Origin of the sequence: Bartonella acomydis, from assembly GCF_039543025.1 — a bacterium.
Classification (GTDB): domain Bacteria; phylum Pseudomonadota; class Alphaproteobacteria; order Rhizobiales; family Rhizobiaceae; genus Bartonella; species Bartonella acomydis.
Genome location: NZ_BAABIY010000014.1, coordinates 46,917 through 63,389, shown reverse-complemented (window position 1 = coordinate 63,389; position 16,473 = coordinate 46,917). Strand labels below are relative to the sequence as shown.

The following is a 16,473-nucleotide window of genomic DNA, read 5'->3' as shown; positions in this document are numbered from 1 at the left end:
ATGATGGAGTGTACTTGGTGGGAGTTTGCATCATAAACTAGTATTAAATTACGGAAAGAGAAGTATAAAAAGTATTGGGTAAAGATCAATCAAGAGTAGTGGATTTACGTCAAAAAAGTTTATTCATTAATTCATATTGCATGCAATACGCTTTTTCCTATTGTGAATGTTGATAAGGATTAAGTCGTTTAGTTTAGTCAAAAAAAATTGCATAGAGATTATAGCTATAAGCACATTATTCGAGCAAAATGCTATATTATAAAGGAGTTTGAAAATTGGATTATGATATTGTTTTCAGTTGAGATAAGATTTAAGAAAAGAACAAGTCCAAATGATAAGAAGTTTTATGGTTTAGGGATTTGAATGATCGGGGATTGTGTCATAAGAGATGATATGGTAAAAATTATTCTAATGAATGAGCTCTTTAGTTAAGATAATGAGTGAACAGACGAGGCGGGATTTTCTGTTTTTAGTGACAGGTGTGACAGGGGCTGTTGGGATGGGGATTGTGGCATGGCCTTTTATCCGTCAGTTGCGTCCAGATGAGGCTGTTTTGGCAGCTTCTTCTGTAGAGGTTGATCTTTCTGGTATTGAAGAGGGAATGTCGATAACTGTTAAGTGGCGGGGACAGCCTGTTGTTATTCGTAACCGTACCGCAAAAGAAATTGCTGAAGCGTGCGCTACCAAATTGAGTCTCCTTAGAGATCGTCAGGCACGTAATCCTAATCTTGCAGGTGAAGAAGAAGCAACCGATTTTGCTCGTTCAGCAGGAAAAGGCCGTGAGAATTGGCTTATTATCATTAATCTTTGTACACATTTGGGTTGTGTAACACTTAGCCAATCAGGGAAATTTGGTGGGTGGTTGTGTCCGTGTCATGGATCTGTTTATGATACAGCTGGAAGAGTGCGCTCAGGACCTGCTAACTATAATCTTGCCATTCCACCTTATCAATTCCTCTCTGATACTTTGCTGAAAATAGGATAAAGTAATGGCAAAATTTCCTCCCTATTTTCCAAAAAGTGCTCTTGCTCGTTGGTTTGATCAGCGTCTACCTCTTCCCCGTTTTTTTTACAATGCATTTGTTATTTTTCCTGTGCCGCGTAATCTTAATTATTTTTATACATTTGGTGGCATTTTGACCGTTATGCTTTTGTCGCAGCTTTTGACTGGTATTGTCTTGTCACTGCATTATGTGCCAGATGTTCATTTGGCTTTTGAAACAGGTGAACGATTTAGGCGTGAAGGCCAGTTTGGTTGGCTCTTTCGTCCATGGCATTGTGTTGGATCGTCGTTCTTTTTTATTGCTGTTTATATTCATTTTGCGCGCGGACTTTATTATGGTTCTTATAAAAATATGCGCGAAATGGTTTGGGTTACGGGCGTGTTTATTTATATACTTATGATGGCAATAGCATTTTTTGGTTATGTGCTGGTTTGGGGCATGATGTCTGTCTCTGCGGCTTCGGTGATTGCTGGTCTTTTGAAAGCAATTCCTTTGGCAGGGGCTTGGCTGCATGAAACACTGCTTGGTGGTTATAGTGTTGGACAACCAACTTTGAATCGTTTTTATGTTTTTCATTATTTGTTGTCATTTGTTTTACTTTTTTTCGTGGGGATTCATATCTTCGCAATCCACCAAGTTGGGCAGGGCAATCCAACTGGTCTTACAATACAATTGGATGAAGAAACTGTTCCTTTTGCACCTTATGCACTTATCAAAGATATTTTTGCCATTACTGTTTTTCTCATCTTTTTTGCGTGGTTTTTGTTTTATATGCCTGATTATATGGGACAGGCTGAAAATTATACCGTTGCTGATCCTTTAAAAGCACCTCTTCGTGTGGTACCAGAATGGTACTTTTTGCCTTTTTATGCGATGCTGCGTGCTATAACTTTTAATATTGGAGCTTTATCATCCACTTTTTTAGGAGTTGTTCTCTTAGTTGGTTCTGTTTTTATTTTGATTTTTGTGCCATGGTTAGATCGATCTAAAATATGTTCTGCAAGATATCGGCCTATTTATAAAATTTTCTTTTGGATATTCATTGCTGACGTTGTTTTTCTTGGCTATCTTGGTTCAAGAGAAATCAATGATAGCATTCTTTTATCGACGCAATTGGCTACAGCTTATTATTTTATATTTTTTCTGATTGTCTTGCCTATCCTGCCTATTTTTGAAAAAATTCGTCCTTTGCCTTCTTCAATTACTGAAGATATGAAACAGAAAAAAAATAAATTATGGTAAATGCTTTTATCAAATTGATTTTTATAGTTGTGCTAAGCTTTTCTTTTCACAGTGCCGCTAGTAGTATTTCTGACAAAAAGGAAGAGTCTGTTTCTTTTCCCTTGCATATTCCTAAAAAACAGGAGTGGAGTTTTTCTGGGCCATTTGGACTTTATGATAAAGCACAATTGCGGCGTGGATTAAAGGTTTATAAACAGGTTTGTTCTCGTTGCCACGGGTTAAAATATGTAGCCTTTCGTGATTTAAAAGCTCTAGGCTATGATCAAGAACAGATTAAGGCTTTGGCGGCGCAATATGAAGTACGCGATGGTCCGAATAGAGAAGGTCAGTTGTTTAAACGTGCGGGGGTTGCAACAGATTATTTTCCTTCTCCCTTTGCTTATGAAGAAAAAGAAAGATTTGTTCTTAATGGTGCTTATCCTCCAGATTTATCATTAATGGCACGTGCGCGTGTTGTATCTTTGCCGTTTCCTGCTGTTATTACTGATGTGTTGACTCATTATAATACTGCTGGTCCAGATTATATTACTGCTCTTTTAACAGGATATCAGGAAGCACCAGAGAACACAGAGATTGCTGATGGTTTTTGGTATAATCCTTATTTTATTGCCGGTAATTCTTTAACTATGGCGCCTCCTTTGAGTGATGGTGTGGTGTCTTATGAAGATGGGACTCCTGAGACTGTTGAACATTATGCGCGCGATGTTGCTGCTTTTTTGATGTGGGCTGCTGATCCTCATATGGAAATTCGTAAAAAAACCGGTTTTCGTGTTATTCTATTTTTAATCTTTTTTGGAGGGCTTGTTTATATTTTAAAAGCCCATATCTGGCGTGGTTTGGAAGAGAAATTGGAGAAAAACGCAAAAGACTAAAAGAAAAAAGTTAAAGGCACTGGTTTTGGGAGAGTATAAAGAGTGTAGGGAACAATTCTGATTATGATGCATTGACACTTTATAAAGTAAAAGCAAAGTAAAAATGGAGATATTAAAATGAAGAAAATTGTCTATACTGCTCTTATGTCAGTTTTTATGGCTTTTAGTACTTATGCTCAGTCTTTAGAAGTGCCTTCTAAAAATGAAATGATTTCTTCAACAGGTATTGTTCAGGTTGGGTCAGATATGTCTACGCGTTATGTTACACCTTTAGCAACGGATTTTGTTGCTTCAAGTCTTATTGGGGCAAATGTCTACAATATAGAAAATGAAAATATTGGTGAAGTAAAAGATATTATCTTGCGTGAAAATAACATTGCTGGGTTTGTTGTTGCTGTTGGTGGTTTCCTTGGTATAGGGGAGAGTTATGTGGTTGTTTCTCCAGAAACAATTCAGATGACAAATGATTATGGTAAGTGGAAGCTTATTACGAATGCGACAAAGGATTCTTTAAGGGAAGCTCCAACATTTAAATATGAAGGATATTGGGCACGCTAATTTCGTATTTCTATTCTTGAATAAAGAGAACAGTTGCTATCATAATATATGATGGCGCTGTTTTTATACAGAAGATTTAAGGGAAGTTTCACAAAAATTTTTAGGCAAAAAACTGTTTTCGTTTTTTAAGATCACAAAAAAATTGAGGTTAAATCTTAATGATTTTGATAAAATCAAAAAAACGAATGATTTCAATTTGTTTGAAAAAAATGCTCTATAGATTTCGTGCAGCTAAAAAATACCTCAAACAGAAATTTAATTCTTAAAACTTTATAGAGGGATGTTTGTAAACCCTATCCTTTCTATTATTTGCTTAAAAGGTATAAAATATCAAGAGAGAGCGAATATCAAGTATTATGTTTAAACAATATGATATCGCCATCTTGTACAATGTATTCTTTACCTTCATCGCGGGCTTTGCCTGCCTCTTTTGCGCTGTTTTCTCCCCCTAAGGCTATATAATCCTCGTAGCTTATGGTTTGGGCACGAATGAAACCACGTTCAAAATCTGAATGGATAACACCAGCTGCTTGGGGAGCTTTTGTGCCACGTATGATTGTCCATGCTCTTGTTTCCTTAGGACCACAGGTGAAATAAGTAATGAGGTCCAGCAAAGAGTAACCAGCACGAATGAGGCGATTTAGACTTGGTTCAAAGAGCTCTAAGGCATTAAGATATTCTAAAGCTTCCGCATCATTAAGTTGCGTGATTTCAGCTTCGATAGAAGCAGAAATGATAATATTTTGAGCGTTTTGCTCTGTTGCCATTTTTTCGACTGTTTGGGTAAAGCTATTTCCGTGGGCAGCATCATTTTCACTTACATTGCATACATAAAGGACGGGTTTGGAAGTGAGAAGATTTAAATTTTCAAGAGTGCGACGTTCATCGGAAGAGATATCTTTAAGCAATAATCGAACAGGATTTCCGTTCTGCAGTAAATTTAATGCTGCTTCCATGATGGGCAGAATTGAAAGAGCTTCTTTGTCTTTTCCAGTTGCACGCTTACGGATTTGTACGATACGCCGCTCCAAGCTTTCAAGATCAGCAAGCATAAGTTCTGTATCAACAGTTGTGGCATCAGAAATGGGATCAATGCGTCCTTCTACATGGGTAATATCGTCATCTTGAAAACAACGTAAAACATGAACAATGGCATCAACTTCACGGATGTTGGCTAAAAATTTATTGCCTAAACCTTCACCTTTTGAAGCGCCACGCACAAGCCCAGCAATATCAACAAAACTGATGCGTGCAGGAATGATTTCTTTTGAGCCAGCGATGGAGGCAATTTTCTCCATCCGCAAATCTGGAACAGCGACTTCACCGGTATTAGGCTCAATTGTACAAAAAGGATAATTAGCAGCTTGAGCTGTAGCTGTTTTTGTTAATGCATTAAAAAGGGTAGATTTACCAACATTAGGTAATCCCACAATACCGCATTTAAAACCCATGATTCTCTGCTTTTCTATTGATTTAATGATTAAGATAACGCTTTTTTAGCGTTTTTATAACATATCTTGAGAAGAGTGATAGTCTTCTGTTGCTGTAGAGAAGAAAAAAACTATGTTGGGAAAATGATTTGTTCCTTTTCTGTCAAGTTTGAAAAGTTTTTTATCTTTACGGTAAGGGAATTTCAAATTAACGTTAACAATGTGCTAAGTTTTTCATAGTATGCAAATCTGCATAAAGAATTAATCGGAGAAAATAGAAGAGTGTTATCTCGTCGTGCCTTTTTAATTGCAGCACCTTTGGCTTTGGTTGGATGTGCTACACGCCAGTCAGATATGTTGTCTGTTGCTTCTCAACAAGTTCGACATATTCCAGCAGAAATGCAGGCCTTGTATGGTCCTGTAACAAATGAACCTTATTTTTTGCCTGCTATTGATCTTTCGACAATTGATCCAAAATTTTGGCGTCAAAGAGTGATGTATTATACATCTTATTCACCTGGAACGTTGGTTATAGATACGCAGGAATGTTTTCTTTATCTTATTGGTGAAAATGGAAGCGCTTTGCGTTACGGTATTGGAGTTGGTAAGGAGGGGCTAGCATTTGAGGGTGAGGGAATTATACAGCGCAAGCGCCGATGGCCAAGTTGGGTCCCTACAGCGGCAATGATGGCCAGAGAACCAGAACGTTATGGCCATTTGGGTAAAGGAATGCCGCCTGGAGCTGATAATCCATTGGGAGCGCGCGCACTTTATCTTTTCAAAAATGGCCAGGATACGCTCTTCCGCATTCATGGTTCGCATGAATCATGGTCGATTGGTCGTGCTATTTCAAGTGGCTGTATTCGTTTGCTGAATCAAGATATTATTGATCTTTATGATCGTGTTCCTATTGGTTCACGTGTGGTGGTGCTGCAAAACAATGCAAGTGCACCTCGTATGTTAAGTCAACAATCCAATGTTTATGATCCACTAGAGTCCACCATTTACTCCAATAAATTGTTTTAATTAAAATGTAATTAAATCTTTATGGGTCATGCTCCTGTTGGTTTGCAGGTAGTGGTGTTGCAAAATCATAGGAGGGCTTCTAAAGCTTTAAGTTAATAATCAAGTGTGGACCATAAAGATAATTTTTAATCCAAGTAGACTTTTTTAAATGCTAAAGAGGGTAAGTTTGGCTTACTTCCTTTGGTAATTTTTACTTTGCTTTTTGTGCATGTTCCTTAAAAAAGAGTCGGGGGGATTATGCAAAAGATTTACAGAAGAATTTAATTTATTTTGTTTTAAGGATAAAGAGTTGCTATTATAGATTTTTGTTCCTCATTGTTTGTGAGATTTCATTTATAAAGAGGCTTTTATCATTTTTTATAAGGAGAGCAATGTTTTTTGCAATTGTCTGTAAAAGAACAGGTAACCATTCTTGATCAGATTTTGTAAAATTTCCTAAAACATGTTGGTGAACGAGCTCTTTGGAATGTGGGCGCCCAATTCCTAAACGCACACGGTAGTAGTCAATACCGCAATGGGCATCAATAGATTTTACACCATTATGCCCATTATTCCCGCCCCCGATTTTTACACGAACTTCTCCTGGAGGTAAGTCTAATTCATCATAAATAATAATCAAATTTTTCACATCTAATTTATAAAATCGCAAGGCTTCGCCAATGGCTTGGCCAGAGAGATTCATAAAAGTTTGCGGTTTTATCAGAAAAGCTTTTTCACCATTTATGAGACCATTGGAGATTTCGGCTTTAAATTTTTTCGACCATGGAGAAAAAGACAAGAACTGATAAATAGCGTCAATAGCCATGAAACCGATATTATGACGGTTGTTTTGGTATTGTAAACCAGGATTGCCAAGACCAGCAATAAGCCACATGTGCATCTTCAGTAAAGTGTGAGAGGTTCGTAAATGCCTCAACAAGTTAAGGCGGGGAAAATTCCCGCCTGCTGAGATTTATCAATTTTTTTCGTTGTTTTCATCATTCTCTTGTTCGGAAGTTTCATCACTGACATCCATACCAGCAGGAGCTGCAATGGTTGCAATGGTAAAATCTCGATCCTGAATGACCGGTATTACATCTTTTGGTAGTTGCACCGCCGAAATATGGATAGAATCACCAATAGAGTAGCTGGAGAGATCAATCTTAATCGCTTCAGGGATAGCATTTGCTGGAGCGGTACATTCAATTTCGTGGCGAACAATATTGAGAACGCCGCCTTTTTTAAGACCAGGAGCTGTATCTTCATTGAGAAAGTGTACAGGGATATTTACTTCCACAACGGATTTCGCTGAAATACGGAGAAAATCTACATGTAAGGGGAAATCACGCACAGGATCTAATTGGTAATCTTTTGGGAGAACCATGATTTTTTCTTTACCAATTGTAATCGTTGCAACGGTGGTACGAAAACCACCAGCGTGAATTTTATAAAAAATTTCTTTATAGGGAACTGTGATTGCCAAAGGTGGTTGTTTTTCACCATAAATGACAGCAGGTATGAGACCGTTGCGGCGAAGTTCACGGGAGGACCCCTTACCAACCCGCTCGCGAATTTCGGCCTTAAGAGTGTAGCTTTTGCTCATAATTTAAGTCCTTTTATATGATTGGAGATTCATAAAAAACCAACAACAGTTTTTGTATGAATATGAAGATATGCGCTGATAAGCAGCGATTGCTCCATTCTGCGTTGCCTCCAAGGGTGTCTACGCAGAGACTTTTTCTATAATTCAAACTTTTCACAGATGCAAGAGTTGTGGGAAAAATCGATGATTTCTATCGTTGAAAAAGAGGAAATGTTACAAGCATAGTTTATTTGGAGAAGAATTAAGAGCCAAGATATTCAAAATTGGATAGTGGAGATGTTATGAAGGTTGAGATCGCCTTGGGTGAGATGGCAGAATGTAATGCTTTGCGTAAATCCGTATTAGCATGTATTGATTTGGAAGAATTATTGGCAACACGTCTTCTTGTGCAGGGCAACTCTGGTTCAGGAAAGTCACATCTTCTTCGACGTCTTCTTGAGCAAAGTGTTTCATGGGTACAACATTGTGTGATTGATCCAGAGGGCGATTTTGTCACTTTGGCAGATAAATTTGGTCATGTTATTGTTGAGGCTCAACGCAGCAAACTAGAATTGACGCGTATTGCTCACCGAATTCGCCAACATAGAGTTTCGGTGGTGTTCAATCTTGAGGGCTTGGATACGGAACAACAGATGCGTGCTGTGGGTGCCTTTCTTGGCGCATTGTTCGATGTGGAACGTGATTATTGGTATCCCATGCTTGTGGTGGTTGATGAAGCACAATTGTTTGCTCCAGCAGCGGCGGGAGAAGTGTCTGATGAAGCACGTAAAATTTCTCTTAGTGCTATGACAAATCTTATGTGTCGAGGACGCAAGCGTGGTCTTGCCGGTGTTATCGCGACACAGCGTTTGGCTAAGCTTGCCAAAAATGTTGCTGCTGAAGCATCAAATTTTTTAATGGGGCGGACTTTTTTAGATATTGATATGGTGCGTGCTGCTGATTTGTTAGGAATGGAGCGTCGCCAAGCAGAAATGTTTAGGGACCTTGAGCGAGGACATTTTATAGCTTTAGGACCCGCTTTATCAAGGCGTTCTTTGCGGATTATCATTGGTCCCGTTGAAACATTGGCACGTTCTTCTAGTCCCAAATTAATGCCTCTGCCAACAGAGCGAGTGGATGCAAAAGAGCTTGTTTTTACCGCTGCACCCGAGGAAATTTTAATTCCATTTAAACAATCACGAGAACCGGTGCGAGAAAAATCAATTCATGAGATGTTAGAAGAGGCTGTGCACAAAAAACAAGAATTATTGCAAGAAAACCCGAGCTTATTTCCTGAACTTTCTGTTGTTGAGCGTGATCGCCAAGTAGAGTGTATTATTCGGGAAATTCTTGATGATCCTGAGGCTTTTTATCCTTCTACAGCGGTACTCTATCAAGATTTCTTGGTGCGTTGCCGTATTCATGGTCTTTCAGGAGATCCTTTGAACTTATCACAATTTCGACGTAAATTGGCTGTTACTCAAGCTTGTGTTGATGAACAAACCGCTGTGAGTGAAAATTGGAAATGCCTTTTACAACTATCAGAAAGTCTAGAAGATGATGTTCAAGGTGTTTTTTTAAATGTTGCACAGGCCGCTTTAAGGGGAAAACCTTGCCCATCGGATGCATTTTTGGCGTGTCTTTATGGAACCCATTCGCTAAGTCGTGCACGCCGACTCTTAAGCTATTTTGAAGAGCGCGGTTTTATTATTATCCATACACATCTTAATGGTCAACGCATTATAGCTTTCCCTGATCTTGGTGTGGAAACAGCTCCAGGAGATCCTAAGCAACCCGTTTAACCAAATAAGCTTGAGACAGATTGTTCTGCCGCTGTTCTGGCGATTGCTTCGCCAATCAGGTCGGCAATTGGTAAAACACGAATATTATGCGCTTTTTCAATTTCTTCTGTTGGCATAATTGAATCTGTAATAACCAATTCTTTCATCTCCGAGTTAGTAATACGTTCAATAGCATTTCCAGAAAGAACGCCATGTGTGATGTAAGCTGTGACACTATTGGCACCGTGTTTCAGGAGAGCACTTGCTGCATTGCATAGTGTTCCACCTGAATCAACAATATCATCAAGCAAAAGACAGTCTTTTCCAGAAACATCTCCAATGATATTCATAACCTCTGATTCACCAGGGCGTTCGCGACGTTTATCAACAATAGCCAGCAAACTATTTAAGCGCTTGGCGAGCGAGCGAGCGCGTACCACACCACCGACATCAGGTGAAACAACAATAACATTTTCAAGGGGGTAATGCACTTTGACATCTCGAGAAATAACCGGGACAGCATAGAGATTATCCGTGGGAATATCAAAAAAGCCTTGAATCTGTCCGGCATGAAGATCCAATGTTAAAACACGGTGGGCCCCTGCTTCAGTAATCAAGTTAGCAACAAGCTTTGCGGAAATGGGGGTACGTGGTCCAGGTTTACGATCTTGGCGGGCATAACCAAAATAAGGTATAACGGCTGTGATACGGCGCGCTGAAGAGCGGCGAAGCGCATCAATCATAATGAGCAATTCCATTAAATGATCATTGGCCGGATAGGATGTAGATTGCAAAACAAAGACATCTTGTCCACGTACATTTTCATGTAATTCTACGAAAATTTCTTGATCAGCAAAGCGTTTTACAGTTGCTTTGCCTAAGGGAATATTTAAATAATTTGTAACATCTTCAGCAAGGCGTGGATTAGAATTGCCGCAGAAAAGCTTCATAGTAGGACCTCTGTGTCAGAACGGTAGGGTATGGTAAGGTTTTAACTTCTTATTATAAGATTGCAAGGAAACAATTATAAAAGTATTACAATTTTCTCTTTTATTGTTAAAGAGCTTTATATTTTGTTGTTTTGAGAGCTCAGTTTTTTGACTATGGGATAAAGAAATATAGTAATTAAACTTTTTTCTCTTACTCTATAAAACAATGTACGTATTGTTTTCTGTATAAGGAATAAAGTATAGTTAAAGTATAGTTTATGTTAAAAGAACTTTTCTTAAGCTCATCCCGCATAAGTGAATCTTGGAAAAAAGAATAGCCAAATGTTCCATATTTTATCTGTGAAAAAAACATTTTTTATAAAAAGCACAGTATTTGAAAGTGCGTGTTGTTTTATTGAGAACAGAAATTTTGTTTTGTCGTTTTGCTGTTTTCTTTAGGTAAGAGACTCGTATTACTCGTATTATTTATTCAGCATAATAGCAGAAAATTGTCGCCCATCGTCAGGTTCATTGCGGTGTATAGCACGACGATAGGAAAAGAAACGTTGTTCATCTTGATAGGTGCAAAGTTCCAAACAAGAAGCATTAACGCTAGCTTCTTTTAGTTGATCGAGAATGAATGCCCACAGGTTAAAGTGAAAATGATTTATTTTATCTGTTCTTGAAAAATATTTCTGAAATTTGCTATGGCAATCAATAAATTGATTGTAAAATTCGTCTGTGACTTCGTAGTGACAAGGACCAATACAAGGGCCAAGAACTGCTGTTATTGATTGTCTTTTTGCTCCTTGCTTTTCCATAACAGTAATCGTTTTTTCTACAATTCCTTTTAAGCTACCTCGCCAGCCAGCATGAGCAGCGGCAATAACACCTGCTTGTGGATCAGCAAATAAAATTGGTCCACAATCTGCTGTAAGAATACCGATGATAAGTCCTGCTGTAGTGGTAACAAGAGCATCTGCTTTGGGAGGTTCATCAATAAAATCTTGATCTACTACGATAACGTCAGAAGAATGTATTTGATTGACAGTGACGAAATTTTGCACCTTAACAGCAAAATAATCGGCAATCAAAATGCGATTTTGTGCGATTTGTTCAGGTGAGTTTTCTAAATTTTGGTCAATATGAAGACTTTGAGAATGTCCTTTTGAAACACTTTCTTGGCGTGTGAAAAAACCATGTTTTATTCCGTGTAAGGAAGAAAGCGCTTTGGCAAGAATAGGGGGAGAGACGAGATTCATACAAATTCCTTATAGGGATAGTTATTTTCAAAGGAAGAATGGTGGGTGAGATTGCGCGTATTTGTCAATATTTACGGTTATCAAAGTCTAGGAGGTATAGATATATTTTTATTACTCACATGCAAAACTTTAAATAATTTTCCCATTTGATCTGGGCTAGCTAAGCGCTTGATATCTTGGCGGATTTTATTTTGTATTGTCACATTTTTGTCTGCTCCAAGCTGTTTTGCGCGTTCTAGCAGCCCCATTTTTAAAAGAAAGTCTCCTTGTTCTAAAATTTCAACAAAACAGCCTTGTTCAAGGGCTATATTCTTTAAAAAGGAAAAATCAACATGGGATGTTAAATCATGTTGACCTGGAGCATCAAAAATATCACGGAATTTATGTCTTGAGAGCGCTTGAAGTGTATCACCAAAGGTAAGAGCACAAGCACCATAATCAATAAGCAAAGCCGAACCTTTCACTTGGATTAAGTGGTTACTGATTTGTTGCATGAATTGATGGCGTGAGGGTGCGTGTTCAAAAATTGTTCCATTAGGGGCTTCAGAACAATAGGATTGTAGACAAGAAGAGGGAAGTTTACGCGAGTCTGCAACAAATGTGAAATTTCCATCTTGATTGGTTGTGATGAGGCGTTCTCTCCATTCTCCATCAATTTTAATATATTGGTTTATGGGGAGGGTATCTAAAAATTCATTTGCAATGCAAAAGAGAGGTTTTGCAGGGAGTTGATCAAAGTTTTTAATGCTATGGATTTGTTTCTGATAAGAGGCAAGATTTTTTTTTTGTTCTTTTGCGAGCTTTTCACTTATTTCAATAAGAAAAATTTCAGCAACATTAAATGCTGTTGTGGATAATTTTTGTATGGTGCGCAAAATATCATTCATCAAAGTTCCACGTCCTGGTCCTATTTCAGCGAGAATAAAAGGGGTAGGGCAATCATGGGCTTGCCAATTTGCAAGAAGCCAAATGCCAATTATTTCTCCAAATAATTGGCTTACTTCAGGTGCTGTTATGAAATCACCAGCACGCCCAAAGGGTGTTTGTGTTTGATAATAGCCAAATTGAGGGTCTGTGAGCGCTAATGTCATATATTGGCTGACAGTAATGGGCCCATGAGATGCGATGATTCCTTTAATTTTTTCTTTGAGGGATGCCATTTTTGGTAGATTTGTCTTTATATGCTTGGAGGAGGAGATAAAATCCCAAAAGAAGCATGGGAAGAGATAACGCCATGCCATAGGTGAAGCCTGTGGAATGAAAAAGAGTAGAGAACCATTCTGGATCTTCTTGAGGAGCTCGGTAAACTTCTGAGGTGCTGCGTGCTATTGCATAGCCTATAATAAATATTCCGGACACAATTCCGCGGCGCTTTAATGCTTTGAAAACAAAAATAACAATGAAAAGAATGATGAAGAGAAGAAATCCTTCCATAAATGCTTCGTAAAGTTGGCTTGGATGGCGCGGTAAATAATGAGGATCTAGGGGAAAACAAACAGCCCAAGGTTGTGTGGTAACGTTGCCCCATAACTCTTGATTGATGAAATTGCAGATCCGGACAATGCCAATACCGATAGGAGCACCAGCTGCAATAATATCAAACATTGCGCGTATGTTGATGTTATTTTTACGGGCGAACAAAATCATTGCAATGATAATACCAATGAGACCGCCATGAAAAGACATCCCTCCATCCCATACTGCGATGATAGCACTTGGATGGATAAAGTAATAAAGAGGATCCCATACAAGCACTTGCCCTAAACGGCCACCAACAACAACACTGATAGCAGACCAAACAACAAAATCCCCTATTTTTTCCTTATCCATGGGAGGGTGATTTGCATACCATAGAGATTGTTTTTTTAAGAGTTTCTGTGCATACCACCAAGCAAAAAGAATGCCTATTACATAACCAAGTCCGTACCAATGTAGAGATAAGGGACCTAAACGGACAATTACCGGGTTAATAAAAGATGGAAAAGCAATGGCTGGACAGATAAGATTGTTCATGAGTTACATTCTATAAGATTACTAGTCAGAAATGACAGATGAATGCACAATGGTCAAGCGGGGAGGGTGGTCGCTTTCCACTGGATTCTCATGCTAAAACTTTATGATGGTAAAAAGAGTGTAAAGGACTTAAAACGAAATCTGTATGGCAGAATTTGTATGATTGAAGGTAAAATCTATGGGATAAAAGGAACAAATACAGTATCTAAATGTTATGAAAATACGCTATAATGCGTGTGTCAATAATTAAAACTTAAGGAAAAAACGTTATGCGTAATGGATCAAACCGTATTCTTGATGAATTGGCAAAATTAGCAACGGATGCTGCTGAGTTTGCTCAAAGTATACGACGTGAAGCTGGAACAGCTTTTCGTTTGCAGGCTGAAAAGATAGCAAATAAACTTGATCTTGTTTCACGCGAAGAATTTGAAGCCTTTAAAGAGATGGTGCTAAAAGCGCGTGCTGACAATGCGGATTTTAAAAAGCGCTTTGATGATTTGGAAAAAAACACAGACACGAAACAAGTAAAATAATTTCTATAAAAAATATCCCCAATTTTTCAATAGCATGCGTGTAACTAAAAAATGCTTAGTCTTGAGTCTGTTAGAGCGAAATGTTCTTTTATTTTTGATTTGTTTTTTGTAGAAAAAACACTTTATTTTAAGTGAGGGGCTGGTGCTGTGAAATTGTATCAATACACTGAAAAAAACTTGATGATTCGTTTTATGATTATCAAGTTGCCTGAGAGGGCATGATTGTATTCTGGGTACTATATGTACTATTGTTTTTATATGTGTACTTGTTTAGTGTAAAAGCTTTGATTGTAGCAAAATGTTGTTACAGTTGAGGTGGTTTATATTCTGTTGATAACATTTTAAGATGATTGAGGATTATAATGAGGCTTGCATTTTGCGCCACAGAAAGAGAAGAGCACCCTGTTGATTTTATTGAACAGATTGCTTGTAAGTATGACTGGTCGTTTGAGCGCGATGCACAAGATGAGATTCGTGTTTGTGTAGAAGGGAAACGAGCAAATTATCGTCTTGCTTTTTCATGGATGGAAGAGCAGGAAGCGCTTCATTTAGCTTGTGCATTTGATCTTTCTATTGAAAATGCTCGAACGGCAGAAGTGCATCGCTTGTTGCTGGCAATTAATGAAAAATTGTTGCTGGGACATTTTGATTATTGGCAAGGAAATAATTCTATTATTTATAGGCAAGGGCTTCTTTTGGCTGGCGGAGCGCATCCATCTCATATACAAGTTGAAACGTTGTTGGTACACGCGCTAAAAGTTTGTGAAAGTCATTATGTTGCATTTCAAATGGTCGCTTGGCGTGGGGAAAGTGCTTATAAGGCACTGCAATATACTTTGTTTGAAACTGTAGGAAATGCTTGAATTTGCAAAATTCGTTGTGTCTTTTTAAAAGACGCGTTATGAAGTCTTGTTTATAGAGGGATATCAATAATAGCACGCAAGCCTCCTAGAGGGCTATCATCTAATTGAATGTTGCCTCCGTGGCTATGTGCTATATCTTGGGCAATAGAAAGGCCAAGTCCTGTTCCGCTTGCATCTTGATTGCGTGCTTTGTCAAGTCTAAAGAATGGTTTAAAGACTTCTGTACGCATATTTTTATGAATGCCAGGTCCGTCATCGTCAATCGTCAATATAAAAGATTCTTGTTGGGATATGGCTGTTAGTTGAATAGTTTTAGCATAACAAAATGCATTTAATACAAGATTATTGACGAGACGTGTAAAGGCACGTGGGCGTACTTGTATTTGTGTAGGACCTTCAATGGTGTAGGAAAATTGGCGTTTGTTAAGGTCGGCATCTGTAGAGAATTTTTGCATAAGAGCATTGAGATCAAAGGTTTTAACACTTTCACTCCCCTCACCACGGGCAAAAGCAAGATAATCTTCTAACATATTTTGCATATCGCTAATATCTTGTTCAAGCGGTTTAATATCAAAGTCCGTATTTGCTAATGCTAATTGGAGTTTAAAACGTGTAAGAATTGTTCTTAAATCATGGCTTACACCTGAGAGCATCATGGTACGTTGTTCGATTTGGCGTTCAATTCTTTCACGCATGCGTAAAAAAGCAATACCAGCACGGCAGACTTCATCCGCTCCTTGTGGTTGAAATCCTTCTGGTAAAGGACGTCCGCGTCCAAAACTTTCTGCTGCTTCAGCCAATTGTTGAATTGGTTTGATTTGATCGCGCAGGAAGTAAATTGCTATCAGTAATAAAACAAGAGCGGTTCCCACCATCCAGCTTAAAAAAATCGCAGTATTGGAGGCGTAGGCTTGGCTGCGTGGTGCAAAGACGCGTAAGATAGCGTGACCAAGGTGAATGCGGATTTCAACAAGATCAGAATCGCCTACTGTATCAATCCAGAAGGGGCGATTAATTTGGCGGGTAATTTCTTCACTGAGAAAATAATCAAGAATTGCAAAAAATGGTTTAGGGCCTAAAGGAGGAAGAAGGGCAGGGGGGAGAATAGCAATGTTTAATCCCATACGTTGTTGTGCAATACGCTTGATATCTTCATAATTATCTTGTTGGGGATATGTTTCAATGATGTCAATAATCGCTGAAATATCATGAACCACAGCGGTGGAAAGACGTTCAGTTACCATTTGCCAGTGGCGTTCCATAAAGGTGTAAGCAATCACTGTTTGCAACAGGACCATGGGAGCTATAATGATGATCAAAGAACGTGCATAAAGCCGTTTAGGCATTTGCTTTGTTAACCATTGAATAAATTTTTTTGAGGATTTGATCATATTATTGC

Annotated in this window: 16 protein-coding genes; 8 read left to right on the top strand and 8 right to left on the bottom strand. The window is 38.4% G+C overall.

What is annotated here, in order from left to right:
• Positions 1-436 precede the first annotated feature (436 nt).
• The 4 genes from petA to ABD909_RS03840 all read left to right on the top strand — a co-directional run bounded on the left by petA (position 437) and on the right by ABD909_RS03840 (position 3,676).
• Entirely contained in the window at positions 437-985 is a 549-nt protein-coding gene (gene petA, locus ABD909_RS03855) for a ubiquinol-cytochrome c reductase iron-sulfur subunit (RefSeq protein ID WP_425547933.1), read from the top strand.
• A 4-nt stretch (positions 986-989) separates the two neighbouring features.
• Positions 990-2,246 (top strand): cytochrome b, encoded by a 1,257-nt coding sequence (locus tag ABD909_RS03850; RefSeq protein ID WP_345096647.1) that lies wholly within the window; start codon positions 990-992, stop codon positions 2,244-2,246.
• Positions 2,240-3,118 carry a cytochrome c1 gene (locus ABD909_RS03845; protein ID WP_345096646.1) on the top strand — a complete coding sequence of 293 codons (879 nt, stop codon included), beginning with the start codon at positions 2,240-2,242 and terminating at the stop codon, positions 3,116-3,118. Before ABD909_RS03850 ends, ABD909_RS03845 begins: the two co-directional genes overlap by 7 nt.
• Positions 3,119-3,235: 117 nt before the next feature.
• A complete protein-coding gene (locus ABD909_RS03840; RefSeq protein ID WP_345096645.1) occupies positions 3,236-3,676 on the top strand; it encodes a PRC-barrel domain-containing protein in 441 nt (146 codons plus the stop codon).
• Between the two features lie 347 nt (positions 3,677-4,023).
• On the opposite strand, the gene ychF is transcribed toward ABD909_RS03840, so the two are convergent.
• Positions 4,024-5,127 carry a redox-regulated ATPase YchF gene (ychF, locus tag ABD909_RS03835; RefSeq protein WP_345096644.1) on the bottom strand — a complete coding sequence of 368 codons (1,104 nt, stop codon included), beginning with the start codon at positions 5,125-5,127 and terminating at the stop codon, positions 4,024-4,026.
• A 261-nt stretch (positions 5,128-5,388) separates the two neighbouring features.
• Here ychF and ABD909_RS03830 point away from each other — a divergent pair, with 261 nt between their 5' ends.
• Entirely contained in the window at positions 5,389-6,132 is a 744-nt protein-coding gene (locus tag ABD909_RS03830; RefSeq protein WP_345096643.1) for a L,D-transpeptidase, read from the top strand.
• 295 nt (positions 6,133-6,427) lie between these two features.
• On the opposite strand, the gene pth is transcribed toward ABD909_RS03830, so the two are convergent.
• Both pth and ABD909_RS03820 read right to left on the bottom strand, forming a co-directional pair.
• Positions 6,428-7,006 (bottom strand): aminoacyl-tRNA hydrolase, encoded by a 579-nt coding sequence (pth, locus tag ABD909_RS03825; RefSeq protein WP_345096642.1) that lies wholly within the window; start codon positions 7,004-7,006, stop codon positions 6,428-6,430.
• Between the two features lie 81 nt (positions 7,007-7,087).
• Positions 7,088-7,714 carry a 50S ribosomal protein L25/general stress protein Ctc gene (locus ABD909_RS03820; RefSeq protein ID WP_345096641.1) on the bottom strand — a complete coding sequence of 209 codons (627 nt, stop codon included), beginning with the start codon at positions 7,712-7,714 and terminating at the stop codon, positions 7,088-7,090.
• Between the two features lie 281 nt (positions 7,715-7,995).
• On the opposite strand from ABD909_RS03820, the gene ABD909_RS03815 reads away from it, so the two are divergent.
• Positions 7,996-9,495, top strand: coding sequence for a helicase HerA domain-containing protein (locus ABD909_RS03815; protein ID WP_345096639.1), 1,500 nt, complete (start codon positions 7,996-7,998; stop codon positions 9,493-9,495).
• On the opposite strand, the gene ABD909_RS03810 is transcribed toward ABD909_RS03815, so the two are convergent.
• The 4 genes from ABD909_RS03810 to lgt all read right to left on the bottom strand — a co-directional run bounded on the left by ABD909_RS03810 (position 9,492) and on the right by lgt (position 13,678).
• A complete protein-coding gene (locus ABD909_RS03810; RefSeq protein ID WP_345096637.1) occupies positions 9,492-10,424 on the bottom strand; it encodes a ribose-phosphate pyrophosphokinase in 933 nt (310 codons plus the stop codon). The two genes, ABD909_RS03815 and ABD909_RS03810, sit on opposite strands and share 4 nt — an antisense overlap.
• Before the next feature lie 461 nt (positions 10,425-10,885).
• Positions 10,886-11,665 (bottom strand): peptidoglycan editing factor PgeF, encoded by a 780-nt coding sequence (gene pgeF / locus ABD909_RS03805; RefSeq protein WP_345096636.1) that lies wholly within the window; start codon positions 11,663-11,665, stop codon positions 10,886-10,888.
• 80 nt (positions 11,666-11,745) lie between these two features.
• Positions 11,746-12,825, bottom strand: coding sequence for a class I SAM-dependent methyltransferase (locus ABD909_RS03800; protein ID WP_345096634.1), 1,080 nt, complete (start codon positions 12,823-12,825; stop codon positions 11,746-11,748).
• Positions 12,800-13,678, bottom strand: coding sequence for a prolipoprotein diacylglyceryl transferase (gene lgt / locus ABD909_RS03795; protein ID WP_345096633.1), 879 nt, complete (start codon positions 13,676-13,678; stop codon positions 12,800-12,802). The genes ABD909_RS03800 and lgt overlap by 26 nt, the downstream gene beginning before the upstream one ends.
• Positions 13,679-13,947: 269 nt before the next feature.
• Here lgt and ABD909_RS03790 point away from each other — a divergent pair, with 269 nt between their 5' ends.
• Positions 13,948-14,211 carry an accessory factor UbiK family protein gene (locus ABD909_RS03790; protein WP_345096632.1) on the top strand — a complete coding sequence of 88 codons (264 nt, stop codon included), beginning with the start codon at positions 13,948-13,950 and terminating at the stop codon, positions 14,209-14,211.
• Between the two features lie 362 nt (positions 14,212-14,573).
• Positions 14,574-15,074 (top strand): type III secretion system chaperone family protein, encoded by a 501-nt coding sequence (locus ABD909_RS03785; protein WP_345096631.1) that lies wholly within the window; start codon positions 14,574-14,576, stop codon positions 15,072-15,074.
• A gap of 50 nt (positions 15,075-15,124) precedes the next feature.
• On the opposite strand, the gene ABD909_RS03780 is transcribed toward ABD909_RS03785, so the two are convergent.
• Positions 15,125-16,465, bottom strand: a complete 1,341-nt coding sequence (locus ABD909_RS03780) for an ATP-binding protein (RefSeq protein ID WP_345096629.1) — start codon at positions 16,463-16,465, stop codon at positions 15,125-15,127.
• Between the last annotated feature and the right edge of the window lie 8 nt (positions 16,466-16,473).